The sequence below is a fragment of the Paraburkholderia podalyriae genome, assembly GCF_014397785.1.
GTDB lineage: Bacteria > Pseudomonadota > Gammaproteobacteria > Burkholderiales > Burkholderiaceae > Paraburkholderia > Paraburkholderia podalyriae.
This window is the reverse complement of the sequence record NZ_VZQQ01000004.1, coordinates 101,180-114,315: the sequence shown is the minus strand read 5'-3', so window position 1 is coordinate 114,315 and position 13,136 is coordinate 101,180. Positions and strand designations below refer to the sequence as shown.

Sequence of the window (13,136 nt, the reverse complement as noted above, 5' to 3'; positions counted from 1 at the left end):
GCGTCAGGTTAGACATTCGACGGGCAATAGCCGTCCGCCGCGGCAGCAGCGGCAGGCTTCGTCGTCGCTGATCGCGGCGTGGGCGAAGTTGCTCGCGAGATGCGCGTCGCTATACGCGCGCAGCGTCTTCTCGATGCCGCGATCGTACTGCGGCGCGACGAAATGGATGCCGCCCGTCGGCGTCGCGACCAGCGTGCCGTCACGCGCGACCAGCTGGCCGTCCTTGAACACATAGGCCGGCGACGTGAACATCCGCTCGCGGTCCGGCTCGTCGCGATAGACGGCGATATCCGCCGCCGCGCCCGCGCCGAGATGGCCGCGATCGCGTAGGCCGAGCAGCCGCGCGGGACCGGCGCGCGTGATGATCGCGATCTCGTACAGCGAGAATTCGCGCTTGAGCTCCGGCAGCGCACTGGCGACCTGCGCTTCGGGATGCAGCTTCGCCAACTGCTCATCGCGAAACGGCTTGTCCATCAGCAGGCGAATCAGATGCGGGTAGCTGGTAAACGGGCCGCCGTTCGGATGGTCGGTGGTCATCGCGACGCGCCACGGGTCGTCGACGAGCAGAAAAATCTCGAGGCCGATGATCCATTGCAGCGCGTTCACATAGCTCTGTTCGCGATAACGGAACGGCAGCACGCCGCAGCCCGCGTCGCACTCGATATCGCCCACGACCCACTTGTGCGGCCGCGCGAGCGGCGCGTTGCGGAATTGCATCATCGTGTCACCGGAGGCCGTGACGGTCTGTCCGAAGATGATCTGGCCGACGTCGATCGACACGTTCGGCCGCGCGTTTACGGCCTCGGCAATCTGCCGCGCGCCCGACGAAAACTTGCGTGAACCGTCGGTGCCATAGCTGTGAAACTGGATATGCGTCAGATGGATCGGCAGGCCGTCGGCGGCGTCCATCGTCGCGATCGTCGAGGCGAGGTTGCCGGGCACGCCGAGATTGCTCGTGTGCACGTGCAGCGGATGCGGCACGCGCAGCTCGGTCAGCGCGCGCGTCAGTGTGCGCAGCACGTCGCGCGGCGTGATGCCGTAGTGCGCGTGCGGCTCGTCGACGTCGAGCGAGCGTTGGTTGAACTTGAACGCCGAGATGCCGCCGGGGTTCACCACCTTGACGCCGAGCGCCTTGCTCGCGTCGATCGTCCAGCCGACGTAATCGCGCAGACGTTCGAAGTCGTCGCGCGCGGCCAGCATTCGCAGGAATAGTTCGTCGTTGCCGAGCATCACGTACGCGCCGTGATCGATGATCGGCGTGTCGCCCATTTCGAGGTGCGTGTGGCGTGCGTTGGACGGCATCATCGCCGGCTCGAACGCGGCCGTGTAGCCCATTTCGGCGTAGCGGTAGCCGGTCGCGAGCGTGCCCGGCGTGCACACGCCGCACGACGGTAGACGCAGATAGCGGCCGTTGTCGTCGCGCGCCGCTTCGTAGGCGGCCTCGCGCGGCGGATCGGCGCGATGGTCCTCGGGTAGCAGCAGGCGAGACAGATTGGTCTTGCCGCCGCCGATATGCGAATGCAGGTCGATGCCGCCCGCCATCACGATCATGCCGGTCGCGTCGTATTCGCCATCGGCGGGCGTGGTGGGCGGAACGTCGACGATGCGGCCGTCGCGGAAGGTCAGGTCGCGGCGCTCGCCGTCGACGTTGTGAATCGGGTCGAACAGCGTGCCGCCCTTGAGCCGAACGAGGGTCATGGCGGGTCCTCGCGCGGACTCGATCGTTCGCTCATCCGTTCGCTCAACTTCGCGGCAATCGACGCGACCGACTCCAGCGCAACACCTCGCGCGGCGGTGAGCGGCATGACGACCGTACCGTCGACGCGAAACAGATGCCCGCCGCTGTCGATGCCCGGTGTCGCGACCGGCACGAACACGGTGTTCGCGCCACGCGCTCTCGCGGCATCCGCGAGCGCCGGATGGCCGAGCACGATCAATGGAAGCGCGGGATCGAGCGACGCGGGCCATGTCTGCGGAACGAAGCCCGCGATCCACAACAGCGCATCGACTTCGCGTTCGGCGAGCAGCCGCGCCGTGCGATAGCGGTACGGATCGTGATCGAGCGGCGCGGTGCCGGCGACGCGCGCCGGCTTCGACACGCGCGTGCGCAGCGGCAAGCCGGACAGCCACGTGACGGTCTGATTGACCGTCAACGCACCATCGTCGCCGCCGAGCGCGACACACGCGGCGCGCGTCGTACGATTCGCGGCCTTCACGATCCGGTGCAGCGCTTCGATCAGCAGCGCCGCGTGCGGCGCGGGCAGCGCGGCCGGTTCGTAGACGACCACCGTATAGCGCGCGCTGGCGATGCGCGCGTGCAACGACGCGAGCGCGTCGCTGCCGGCGCCTTGACGCAGCGCGCCCGCGTCGCGTCCTTCGGCGAGCGCCGACCATAGCGCGAGCGTGTCGTATGCATCAGCGTCCGGCAGCAGCGTGTCGATGCGCGTTTGCGCGAAGCCGGCCGCGGCCGGGTCCGCTTCGCAGCCGACGAAGATCAGCTCGCGCGCGAGTTCGGCGCCCGCCAGCGCGCGGATGAAAAAGCGCGGGTAGCGCCGCGACGGCTGACAACCGAAGAACACCAGCAAGTCGGCGCGCGTGCGCACTTCGGACAGCGTCGTGAAGAACGAGCCGCGGTCCTGCAACGCGAGCGTCGCGGGCGTCAGCGCATCGCCGTGCAGATGATCGAGGATTGCGCTGCAGGCGGCGGCGAGCGGGTACAGCGCGCGGGCGCCGGCGACGTCGGTGGCGAGGCCGCCGAACAGTGGGCGGCGCGCGTTCGCTAACCACTGCGCGGCGCGCGCCAGCGCGGCATCGCCATCCACTTCGTTGCCATCGACGCTGCAACCGCATTGCGCGTCCGTTGCCGCGTAGTGGGCGAGCGCGTGAGCGAGCCGCGGACATTCGGTGTCCGGCACCTCGAGCGTGCCGTCGTCGCGGCAAGCAGCGACCAGGTCGTCGCACAGCAAAGGGCAGAACGGACAGATCCAGTCGCGTGTGAGCGCCGCGGCGCGCGTTGCGCTCGGGCTGGGGGGCGATGGATCGATGGAGGGGCTATGCATGGGGCAGCTTTTAGCAAGCTCCATGCCGATGTCTGGACGCGGCGGCGGCGAGCGGGGGCCGCGCCGAAGCGGGCCGCGCGTTCAACGGCCTGTTGCGCCATACAACATGTGTGACGTTCTGGAGCAGAGTGTCACACGCAAACTGTCCAGCTTGTGTTCCGTTTACATAAAGCGCCGCTGAATCGCGTGGCATGGAAATTGTATGGAAGGCCTACGCGGAATCGGAATGCGCGCAGTCGATCTGTCGATCGTGCAGCGCGGATGCCACCAGCCATGCGCTTGCGCCGGTGCCGGCCGCGGCGGCCAGATCGTCGCGATTGCGGATGCCGCCCGCGCCGATCAGCGTGGTGTGCGCGGCGGCTTGCGCGCGCAGGCGTTCGAACGTCGCGAGATCGGGGCCGGCGTAGCTGCCGACCTGATCGAGCGTCATCACGATCACGCGCGACGGCCACCACGCCGACGAGCGGTCGAGCGCGGTCGCGGTGAGCAGTTCGCCCGCGCGATGATCGAGCGACAGGATCGGCGCGAGACCGGCGCGCTGTGCCGCATGCAGCGCGTGGATGTCGCGCAGCGTCTCCGAGCCGAACACCGGCACGAGGCTCGCGCGGTGGGGGCCGGCGGCATGGCTGTCGTAATGGTCGTGGCGCTCGGTGACAGCGTCGTCGATGCGCTCGAACAGCGCGCGCATCGACGCGTAGTCGGCGAAACCCGCGTCGAGCCACAGCTCGACGCCGGGCAGCGCGGCGAGCAAGCCGGCGAGCGTCGACGCATGCGCGCCGCGCTGCAGAATGGCGCCGAGATCGGCGATATAGAGCGTGCGCGCGCCGCTGGCATCGAGCAGCGCGCGGGCGATGGCAAGCGGCTCGCTCGTCGCGGCGAGGCGGGACTGGATGGGCCGATAGGCGCTCCGCTCGCCGCGCACCGCGCGCACGACATGGCCGTCGAGCAGATCGAGAACAGGTATCACCTGCATAGGGGCGCTTTCCTTTGACCAAGATCTTTGTCTATGAGTATCTCACCGGCGGCGGCATCGACCCCGAACTCGCCGACCCTGGCAGTCTTGCCGATTTGAGCGCGCTAATCGTCGAAGGACGCGTGATGCGCGACGCGCTGGTTGCGGCTCTGCGGGAACTCGACGGCGTGCACGTGAGTTTCGCGACTTCGCGCTTCGAAACGTTAGCGGCGGGCGACGCGCATTGTATGGCCGCGCCCGGCGAATCGATGACGGCATTCGTCGCGCGCGCGGCGCGCGAGCACGATTACGCGTGGATCGTCGCGCCGGAATGCGACGGGCTGCTGCTGCGCTTTCACGATGCGGTCGGCGCCGCGCGCTGGCTCGGCTGCGCGAAGGAAGCGATCCGCGTCGCGTCGAGCAAGAGCGCGAGCGCGGCGTGTCTTGCCGCGCATGGCATTGCGACGACGCCGGCGCTCGAACCGGGCGACCCGACGGCGCGGCACGCAGGCCGCTGGGTCGTCAAACCGGACGACGGCGCGGGCGGGCTGGACACGATCGTGTACGAGCGCTTCGCCGATGCCTGCGCCGAATACGACGCGCGCGCGGCCGCGGCGCGCAATCCGGTGCTGCAGGCATGGGTGGACGGCGAGCCGTTGAGCCTGTCGCTGATCTGCCACGGCGACGCTACCGAGCTCGTCAGCATCAACCGTCAGCAGATCGGCTTGAGTGGCGGCGACGCGTCGGGCGACATCGCGCGGATCGTCCAGTTCGACGGCGTGCTGGTCGATCAGATCGATCGTCGCAGCGACATGGGTCGCACGCTCGACACGCTCGCGCAACGCGTCGCCCGAGCCATTCCGGGGTTGTGCGGCTTCGTCGGCATCGACGTCGTGTGGCATCCGCAACGCGGGCCAGTCGTGATCGAAGTGAATCCGCGTCTGACGGTCGCGTTTGCGGGGCTGTCGGCGGCGCGCGGGAGCGCGCTGACGCGCGCGCTGCTGGCCGCGCAGGGCGTGCGCATCGAGCGCCGCGGCGCGGCGCGCGCCAATTCGCCGATGCGCGAGGTGCGCCCTTGAGCGCCGCCCGTTCGGACCCGGCGGCGCGGTTCGGCTGGGACGTCGGCGGCGCGCACGTGAAGGTGTCGCTCGTCGACGGCGGCGGCGCCGTGCTCGACGTCGTGCAATGGCCGTGTCCGCTATGGCAGGGACTCGACCATCTGCACCGTACGATCGACCTCGTTCTCGAGCGCTGGCCGCAGGCTCGCACGGACGCCGCGCAGCATGCGGTGACGATGACCGGCGAGATGGTCGACCTGTTCGCGGATCGCGCCGAAGGGGTGCGCGCGATCGTCGCCGCGCTCGCGCAGCGGCTCGGTTCATCGCTGCATTTCTACGCGGGCGCCGCCGGCTGGCTCGCCGCCGCCGACTGCGCGGCCGGCTGGCGCCAGGTCGCGTCGGCGAACTGGCTCGCGACCGCGAGCTGGGTCGCCGCATGCAGGGCTGACGCGCTGCTGATCGACATCGGCAGCACCACCACCGACATCATTCCGATCGTCGACGGCCGCGTCGTCGCGCGTGCCGCGACCGACGCGGGCCGGCTTGCGACCGGCGAACTCGTGTATCACGGCGTCGTGCGCACGCCGTTGTGCGGCGTCGCGCATCGGATCGAATTCGGCGGCGCCACGCTCAACGTGATGAACGAATGGTTCGCGACGACCGCCGACGTCTACCGGCTGACCGGCGAACTGGACCCGCTGCACGACGCGCAGCCAAGCGCCGACCAAGGCCCGAAAACGCAGGCGGCGAGCCGCGCGCGCCTCGCGCGGATGATCGGGCGCGACGCGCACGACGCGTCGGACGTCGAATGGCTGCACTTTGCGCGGCGCTGGCGCGCGCTGCAATTGCGCGAAATCGGCGCGAATCTGATGCGCGTGGTTGCCGCGCATCCGGCGCTCGCGGCCGCGCCGCTGGTGGGCGCTGGCTGCGGCCGCTTCCTGGTCGCCGCCCTGGCGTGCGACGAGGCGCGCGGCTATATCGACTTCGGCGCGCTGGCGGGCGTGCCGGACGCCTGCGCGGCATGGGCGGCGACCTGCGCGCCGAGCGTGGCGGTCGCGCTGCTCGCGGCGCGCGAACGACCGGAAGCGCGGCGGCAACGCACGCGTGGTATCGCCGCGCGCGCGGCATGAGTAGAACGAAGTTGCGAAACGAAGCGGCCCGGGCCGGGCACTCAACTGGACGCGAGGGCAACAGTCATGTGGGTGGTCAAGATCGGAGGCAGCCTGAGTCACGACCCGGCGCTGCGCCACTGGCTCAGCGAGCTATGCGAAGTCGGCGGCGGACGCGTGGTCATCGTGCCCGGCGGTGGCGATTTCGCGGACAAGGTGCGCCAATACCAGGGCGAGTGGAACTTCGATGACCTGGCCGCGCATAACATGTGTCTGCTTGCGATGACGCAATACGCGCTGCTGATGCAGGGCGTCTCGCCCGAACTGGTGATCGCGTCGAGCGAGGCGAAGATTCGCCGCACGTTGCGCGACGGCCAAGTCGCCGTATGGGTGCCGACCGCGCTGATGCGCGACACGCCCGACGCGATGAGCAACTGGGACACGACCTCGGACAGTCTCGCCGCCTGGCTATCGACGATGCTCAACGCGGAGCGGCTCATCGTCGTCAAATCCTGTCCGATCGCCGCCGACGATCCGCTCGAAACGCTGGTCGCGGCGGGGGTGGTCGACCGCAGGTTCGTCGACTATGTGACCGATGCGAACTACGTGGTCGAACTGCTCGACAAGAGCAACGTCGCGCTGATGCGCGACCGTTTGCTGAATATTCCGGTGGTGTGATCGGTGGCTACAACCGCGTCGCGTTCGTCGAGCCCGGCAACGGCGCGGCATTATCGACGCGTACCTCTGCGGCCGGCCGATGCAACGCGCTCGCCCATTGCGCGACGCGCTCGGGATCGAGCCGCGAGCGGCGCCCGTCGGCGCACAGCGCGGTGCGAAAGCCGGCCACGTCGGGCGCCAGCGCGCGGATCTGCGGCAGTTGCGCCCAGCCGAGCGCCCCCGCGATGCCCGCCATCGCGCCGCGCTGGCGCGCGACCCGCAACCAGCGCGCGAGCGTGTCGACGTCGACGTGATCGAACAGCGTGCCGCCGTCCTTGCTCGCGGTATCGAACATCAGGCCGGCAAAGCCGAGCGCCGCGGTGTGGCTGACCAACTCGTCGTCCATGCCGCCGTCGCACAGCAGCACCGGCACCACAGAGGCCGGCAGACTCGCCAACTGCTCGATACAGCGGCGCGCGGCCGGTCCGCGCGCGACGCCGACCTTCACGTAATCGACGCCGGCGTCGCTGACGTCGATGACGCGCGCGGCGATCTCGTCGAACGCATCGGCCGGCACGTCGCCGATCGCCGCGCTGATCGGCTTGACCGGGTAGCGCGCGCGCAGCTCTCGCGCGATGTTCGTGATGGCGCTGATCGACAGGCCGCCGAGCGCGCCGTCGTTCGGCTCCTTCAGGTCGATCAGCTCGGCGCCGGCGCGTGCCGCGTCGAATGCTTCGTCAGCCGAGCGGACGCTCGCGAGCAATGCGGTCATCGGGGTTCTCCGCGAGGGGAAGGGGTTCAGTGATGGACCGAAGTGGCGGCCTGATGCGCCGCGCCTTCGAGGCTCGCGCGATATCGCGCGATCGCGGCGACGAGCCAGCCCCATGCGGTGCGCTCGTGGTCGCCGGCGGTTTTGTCGATCGCAATCTGCAGATAGGCCATTTCGTGATCGACCTTGTCGGCCGGCAGCATGAAGAGCCGGCTCACCAGAATCGCGCCTTCCACGACAGCCGACTGCGCGCGATTGAAGCCCGCGAACGGCGCGTGGTTTTCGCGGTGCACGCATTTCATCACCAGCACCGGGCGCTCGGCGTCGTCGCGCAGTTCGTCGAGTTCGAGCTCGGCGTGGGCGAGCGATTCGGCCAGACGCACGCTCGCGACGCGGCTGGCGGGCACGGTCGGCCAATCGGTCGCGCAGTGCGTGACGCAGCCCGCGAAGATGCGCACGTCGGTGGTGAAGTTCAGCACCGCCGCGCGCGTCGCGATCACGTTGTCGAGCGTGACCGACGGGCGGAAAGGCGCAAGGATGATGCGCTCACCCTCGTAGCGCGCGCCCATCGGCGCGATATGAGGACGGCCATCGCACGCTGCCGTGGTGACGATCGTTTCGTGGATCATGGCTGGGAACGTGTGTCCCGACAGCGCCGGAAGGCCGGCCGTCAGCAGAGGTCGAACACAAACGGGAACCGCAAGGGGGCCGCAGCGTGCGGCCCGGTTGCGGGCTTAACGCGTAGCGACATACATCACGATTTCAAAACCGAGGCGTACGTCGGTGTAACTCGGAGTCGTCCATTGCATACGTGCTTTCTCCTTCGGTTGAAACAGCGGGTGGAACAGCGTTGCGCCGCCGGCCCGGCGTAACGCCCGGTGTCGACGGCAGCCGGCATCACGCAAGCTCCGTGCCCATGCGCGTACCGGCCAACCAGGCGGGCGTGCGTTCGACAGCCAATACAGCACCCGGCGAATTGCGCCACGCCGTGGCGTCCGCGCGGCATGCCAGACGCAAGCCACCGCGCGGTGTGGCGAAATCGAAGCAAAGTGTGCCATCGCGATTCGCTGATTCGCTTGCGCTGTCACGTCGTGCCCGCATCGCTCACCGACACATTCTGCTCCCATTCGCGTCGCACGGCTCGAAAAAGAACCTCACGATGTGGTAGCCGAAGTTGGAGTAATAACCGATCCGTTAAGTCTGCCAAATAAAATCGTGAATTCCCGTTGGGCGTGTCCGTGTCTACAGTGCAAACCAAGCGCTTCGTTCTTCCGGCAGTGCGCTTGCCACCTTCGAGGACACGTCATGAACGATTTCAGTCAACCGCCGATCCAGCCCGAATCTGATGCGCGCGATCCGCACACGCCGCGCGAGCGGTACGCGGCGGGCGTGATGAAATACCGCGAGATGGGTTACTGGCAGCCGGACTACGAACCGAAAGACACCGACGTGATCGCGCTGTTTCGCATCACGCCGCAACCCGGTGTCGAACCCGAGGAAGCGGCGGCCGCGGTGGCCGGCGAATCGTCGACGGCGACGTGGACGGTGGTGTGGACCGACCGGCTCACCGCCTGCGACATGTATCGCGCGAAGGCATATCGCGTCGAGCCGGTGCCGGTCTATCGCGCCGACGAGCCGCAGTACTTCGCGTACATCGCCTATGAACTCGATCTGTTCGAAGAGGGCTCGGTCGCGAACCTGACCGCGTCGATCATCGGCAACGTGTTCGGCTTCAAGCCGCTGAAAGCTCTGCGGCTCGAAGACATGCGCATCCCGGTCGCGTATCTGAAGACGTTTCAGGGGCCGCCGACCGGTATCGTCGTCGAGCGCGAACGGCTCGACAAGTACGGACGGCCGCTGCTCGGCGCCACGGTCAAGCCGAAGCTCGGTCTGTCGGGCAAGAACTATGGACGGGTGGTCTACGAAGGCCTGCGCGGCGGCCTCGATTTTCTGAAGGACGACGAGAACATCAACTCGCAGGCGTTCATGCATTGGCGCGACCGCTTCCTGTTCGCGATGGAGGCGGTGAACCGAGCGCAGGCGGAGACCGGCGAGCTCAAAGGGCACTACCTGAACGTGACGGCCGGCACGATGGAGGACATGTACGAGCGCGCCGAATTCGCGAAGGAACTCGGCTCGTGCATCGTGATGATCGACCTCGTGATCGGCTGGACCGCGATCCAGTCGATGTCGCGCTGGGCGCGCAGAAACGACATGATCCTGCACCTGCATCGCGCGGGGCATAGCACGTACACGAGACAACGCAACCACGGCATCTCGTTTCGCGTGATCGCCAAATGGCTGCGCATGGCGGGCGTCGATCACGCGCATGCGGGCACCGCGGTCGGCAAGCTCGAAGGCGATCCGCTGTCGGTGCAGGGCTACTACAACGTGTGCCGCGACGCGCACAACGCGGTCGATCTGTCGCGCGGCATTTTCTTCGATCAGCCGTGGGCCGGCTTGCGCAAGGTGATGCCGGTCGCCTCGGGCGGGATTCACGCGGGGCAGATGCATCAGCTGCTCGAGCTGTTCGGCGACGACGCGATCCTGCAGTTCGGCGGTGGCACGATCGGCCATCCGGCCGGCATCCAGGCCGGCGCGACCGCGAACCGCGTCGCACTCGAAGCGATGGTGAAGGCGCGCAACGAGGGCCGCGACATTCTGCGCGAAGGGCCCGACGTGCTCGAAGCCGCCGCGCGCTGGTGCACGCCGCTCAAGCAGGCGCTCGATACGTGGCGCGACGTGAGCTTCAACTACGCATCGACCGATACGCCCGATTTCGCCGCCACGCCGACGGCGGCCTAGCAAAGCCGAGCTTTTCCCGCGAGCGCCTCACGAGCGCATCCGCCACGCGGTGCAACGGCACCGCGCGGGGCACCGTTGACGCCGTTCTGAACGCGACATCCATCCACGAGGTTCGTCATGCGTATTACTCAAGGAACGTTTTCTTTCCTGCCCGAGCTGACCGATGAGGAAATCGGCCTGCAGATCGACTACGCGCTGCGCCAGGGCTGGGCCTGTTCGGTCGAATTCACCGACGACCCGCATCCGCGCAACACCTACTGGGAAATGTGGGGTCTGCCGATGTTCGACCTGCACGACGCGGCCGGCGTGTTGCAGGAGGTCAGGGCGTGCCGCGAGGCGCGGCCGCAGCACTACATCAAGGTCAACGCGTTCGACTCGGTGCGTACTTTCGAGACGATGCGCCTGTCGTTCATCGTCAACCGGCCGGACGTGGAGCCGGGCTTCCGTCTGTTGCGGCAGGACGCGCAGGGACGCACGCAGCGCTACAGCATGACGGGCTATGCGGGCGACCGGCCCGCGGGCGAGCGTTATGGCGCGGCGGGCTGACGCCGCCGCCAGCTCGCACGACCCAACCCGCAGCGAGGAGGAACCATGACAGACGCCGCCACCGTGGACGCACTGCCCGCGTCTGCCGCGCACAGCGACGCCGCCGCGCCCCATATCGACCTCGCGGCGCTGTACCGCGACTCGGGCATCGGCGACGTGCTCGGCGAACTCGATCGCGATCTGGTCGGGCTCGCGCCCGTGAAAACGCGCATTCGCGAAGTTGCCGCGCATCTGCTGGTCGAGCGCGCGCGGGCTTCGCTGGGTCTCGCGGGCGGCGCGCCGACCTTGCATATGTGCTTCTCCGGCAACCCCGGCACCGGCAAGACGACGGTTGCGCTGCGCATGGCGCAAGTGCTGCACCGGCTCGGCTATATTCGCCGCAATCATCTGGTGTCGGTCACGCGCGACGATCTGGTCGGCCAGTACATCGGCCACACCGCGCCGAAAACGCGCGACGTGCTCAAGCGCGCGATGGGCGGCGTGCTGTTCATCGACGAAGCGTACTACCTGTATCGCCCGGAGAACGAGCGCGACTACGGGCAGGAAGCGATCGAAATCCTGCTGCAGACGATGGAGAACCAGCGCAGCGATCTGGTCGTGATTCTGGCCGGCTACGCATCGCGGATGGAAGTGTTCTTCGACAGCAATCCGGGTTTCCGGTCTCGCATCGCGCATCACATCACGTTTCCCGATTACGCCGACACGGAGCTGCTCGAAATCGCCGAGCGGATGCTCGGCGCCATGCATTACCGCTTCGATGCGGCGTCGCGCCGCGCGTTCGCCGACTATCTGGCGCGCCGCATCCGCCAGCCGAATTTCGCCAACGCGCGCTCGGTGCGCAATGCGCTCGACCGCGCGCGGCTGCGCCAGGCGAACCGCCTGTTCGCGAGCGCATTGCAGGGCGGCGAGCCGGTCGACGCCGCCACGCTGACGCTGATCGACGCCGCCGACGTGCGCGCGAGCCGCGTGTTCGACGCGCCGCCGCAGCCGTCCTCGCCATCGCCTTGCACCGCGCGCGTCGTTCCGGCGCCGCCGGGCTGAATCACGACACTATCGACGGAGAACGCCATGCTGGACGGACGCACGACACTTTCGAAGTTCCTGATCGACACGCTCGATCGCCCGCCGTGTTCGGAAAGCACGCGGGACACCGCAGGACTCTCCGCGCTGCTGATCGACGTGGCGGCGGCCATCAAATCGGTCTCGGCGATGCTGACCAAGGGCGCGCTCGGCGGCAACTACGGTTCCGCGCAAACGCTCAACACGCACGGCGAGGAGCAGAAGAAGCTCGACGTGTCGACCAACGACGTCTTCGTGCAGCAATGCGAGTGGGACGGCTTGCTGGCGGCGATGGTGTCCGAGGAAATGGAGCACGTCTACGCGATTCCGCCGGACTATCCGCGCGGCGAATATCTGCTCGCGTTCGATCCGCTCGACGGCTCGTCGAATATCGACATCAACGGCGTGGTCGGCTCGATCTTCTCAGTGCTGCGCACGCGCGACCCGGCAGAGGATGCAACCAGCGAAGCCGCGTTCCTGCGGCCCGGCTGCGAACAGGTCGCTGCCGGCTACGCCGTGTATGGGCCGGCGACGATGCTGGTGCTGTCGGTCGGCAATGGCACGCATGGCTTCACGCTGGAGCGCGACATCGGCAACTTCGTGCTCACGCATTCGAACATCCGGATCCCGGAAGAAACGGCAGAGTTCGCGATCAACGCGTCGAACGAGCGCTTCTGGGAGCCGCCGGTGCGCCGCTATGTGCAGGAATGCAAGGACGGCCGCAGCGGCTGCCGCGCGCGCGACTTCAATATGCGCTGGATCGCGTCGATGGTCGCGGAAGTGCATCGCATCCTGATGCGCGGCGGCGTGTTCATGTACCCGCGCGATTCGAAAACGCCGGCGATGGAAGGGCGCCTGCGCCTGCTCTATGAAGCGAACCCGATGAGCTTTCTGGTCGAGCAGGCGGGCGGCCTCGCGATCACCGGCCGCGAGCGCATTCTCGATGTCGCGCCGCGCGCGCTGCATGGCCGCGTGCCGGTGATCCTCGGCTCGAAGAACGAGGTCGAGCGGATTGCGCGCTATCACGGCGAATATGACCGCGGCGAGGACAAGCCCTTCACGTCGCCGCTGTTCGGCACGCGCTCGCTGTTCCTGCCGGATTTCATGGCGTGATCAGCGACC

13 protein-coding genes are annotated in these 13,136 nt (G+C 67.9%); 7 read left to right on the top strand and 6 right to left on the bottom strand.

The window, feature by feature from the left end:
* Positions 1–3: 3 nt before the first annotated feature.
* The 3 genes from F6X42_RS05995 to F6X42_RS05985 form a co-directional block, all read right to left on the bottom strand.
* Entirely contained in the window at positions 4–1,698 is a 1,695-nt protein-coding gene (locus F6X42_RS05995) for a formylmethanofuran dehydrogenase subunit A (protein WP_187633321.1), read from the bottom strand.
* Positions 1,695–3,059: a molybdopterin-binding domain-containing protein gene (locus F6X42_RS05990; protein WP_187633320.1), complete on the bottom strand. Its 1,365-nt coding sequence runs from the start codon at positions 3,057–3,059 to the stop codon at positions 1,695–1,697. Before F6X42_RS05990 ends, F6X42_RS05995 begins: the two co-directional genes overlap by 4 nt.
* Positions 3,060–3,270: 211 nt before the next feature.
* Positions 3,271–4,032, bottom strand: coding sequence for a HisA/HisF-related TIM barrel protein (locus F6X42_RS05985; protein WP_187633319.1), 762 nt, complete (start codon positions 4,030–4,032; stop codon positions 3,271–3,273).
* 14 nt (positions 4,033–4,046) lie between these two features.
* Here F6X42_RS05985 and F6X42_RS05980 point away from each other — a divergent pair, with 14 nt between their 5' ends.
* The 3 genes from F6X42_RS05980 (at position 4,047) to F6X42_RS05970 (ending at position 6,856) form a co-directional block, all read left to right on the top strand.
* Positions 4,047–5,090, top strand: a complete 1,044-nt coding sequence (locus F6X42_RS05980; RefSeq protein WP_187633318.1) for an ATP-grasp domain-containing protein — start codon at positions 4,047–4,049, stop codon at positions 5,088–5,090.
* The gene (locus tag F6X42_RS05975) at positions 5,087–6,199 is read left to right on the top strand and encodes a hydantoinase/oxoprolinase family protein (RefSeq protein ID WP_187633317.1); all 1,113 of its coding nucleotides are present in this window, start codon (positions 5,087–5,089) and stop codon (positions 6,197–6,199) included. The genes F6X42_RS05980 and F6X42_RS05975 overlap by 4 nt, the downstream gene beginning before the upstream one ends.
* Positions 6,200–6,265: 66 nt before the next feature.
* Positions 6,266–6,856 carry an amino acid kinase family protein gene (locus F6X42_RS05970; RefSeq protein WP_187633316.1) on the top strand — a complete coding sequence of 197 codons (591 nt, stop codon included), beginning with the start codon at positions 6,266–6,268 and terminating at the stop codon, positions 6,854–6,856.
* 7 nt (positions 6,857–6,863) lie between these two features.
* Here the strand turns inward: F6X42_RS05970 and F6X42_RS05965 are convergent, their stop codons facing one another.
* The 3 genes from F6X42_RS05965 to pqqA form a co-directional block, all read right to left on the bottom strand.
* Entirely contained in the window at positions 6,864–7,607 is a 744-nt protein-coding gene (locus F6X42_RS05965) for a (5-formylfuran-3-yl)methyl phosphate synthase (RefSeq protein WP_187633315.1), read from the bottom strand.
* A gap of 26 nt (positions 7,608–7,633) precedes the next feature.
* Positions 7,634–8,233 carry a DUF447 domain-containing protein gene (locus F6X42_RS05960; protein ID WP_187633314.1) on the bottom strand — a complete coding sequence of 200 codons (600 nt, stop codon included), beginning with the start codon at positions 8,231–8,233 and terminating at the stop codon, positions 7,634–7,636.
* A gap of 105 nt (positions 8,234–8,338) precedes the next feature.
* The gene (pqqA, locus tag F6X42_RS05955; RefSeq protein ID WP_113062024.1) at positions 8,339–8,413 is read right to left on the bottom strand and encodes a pyrroloquinoline quinone precursor peptide PqqA; all 75 of its coding nucleotides are present in this window, start codon (positions 8,411–8,413) and stop codon (positions 8,339–8,341) included.
* 496 nt (positions 8,414–8,909) lie between these two features.
* On the opposite strand from pqqA, the gene F6X42_RS05950 reads away from it, so the two are divergent.
* From F6X42_RS05950 to F6X42_RS05935, 4 genes are all read left to right on the top strand, one after another.
* The gene (locus F6X42_RS05950; protein WP_187633313.1) at positions 8,910–10,409 is read left to right on the top strand and encodes a form I ribulose bisphosphate carboxylase large subunit; all 1,500 of its coding nucleotides are present in this window, start codon (positions 8,910–8,912) and stop codon (positions 10,407–10,409) included.
* Between the two features lie 117 nt (positions 10,410–10,526).
* Entirely contained in the window at positions 10,527–10,955 is a 429-nt protein-coding gene (locus tag F6X42_RS05945) for a ribulose bisphosphate carboxylase small subunit (protein ID WP_027195078.1), read from the top strand.
* 45 nt (positions 10,956–11,000) lie between these two features.
* On the top strand, positions 11,001–11,996 hold the full coding sequence (cbbX, locus tag F6X42_RS05940; RefSeq protein WP_187633312.1) for a CbbX protein: 996 nt from the start codon (positions 11,001–11,003) through the stop codon (positions 11,994–11,996).
* 27 nt (positions 11,997–12,023) lie between these two features.
* Positions 12,024–13,127, top strand: a complete 1,104-nt coding sequence (locus F6X42_RS05935) for a class 1 fructose-bisphosphatase (protein ID WP_187633311.1) — start codon at positions 12,024–12,026, stop codon at positions 13,125–13,127.
* Positions 13,128–13,136 lie beyond the last annotated feature (9 nt).

Bases quoted from the DNA above. Each gene is read 5' to 3' on its own strand.
- F6X42_RS05950 (WP_187633313.1), top strand. From the start codon at position 8,910: ATGAACGATTTCAGTCAACCGCCGATCCAGCCCGAATCTGATGCGCGC.
- F6X42_RS05990 (WP_187633320.1), bottom strand. From the start codon at position 3,059: ATGCATAGCCCCTCCATCGATCCATCGCCCCCCAGCCCGAGCGCAACG.
- F6X42_RS05960 (WP_187633314.1), bottom strand. From the start codon at position 8,233: ATGATCCACGAAACGATCGTCACCACGGCAGCGTGCGATGGCCGTCCT.
- F6X42_RS05945 (WP_027195078.1), top strand. From the start codon at position 10,527: ATGCGTATTACTCAAGGAACGTTTTCTTTCCTGCCCGAGCTGACCGAT.
- F6X42_RS05965 (WP_187633315.1), bottom strand. From the start codon at position 7,607: ATGACCGCATTGCTCGCGAGCGTCCGCTCGGCTGACGAAGCATTCGAC.
- F6X42_RS05970 (WP_187633316.1), top strand. From the start codon at position 6,266: ATGTGGGTGGTCAAGATCGGAGGCAGCCTGAGTCACGACCCGGCGCTG.
- F6X42_RS05995 (WP_187633321.1), bottom strand. From the start codon at position 1,698: ATGACCCTCGTTCGGCTCAAGGGCGGCACGCTGTTCGACCCGATTCAC.
- cbbX (WP_187633312.1), top strand. From the start codon at position 11,001: ATGACAGACGCCGCCACCGTGGACGCACTGCCCGCGTCTGCCGCGCAC.
- F6X42_RS05985 (WP_187633319.1), bottom strand. From the start codon at position 4,032: ATGCAGGTGATACCTGTTCTCGATCTGCTCGACGGCCATGTCGTGCGC.
- F6X42_RS05935 (WP_187633311.1), top strand. From the start codon at position 12,024: ATGCTGGACGGACGCACGACACTTTCGAAGTTCCTGATCGACACGCTC.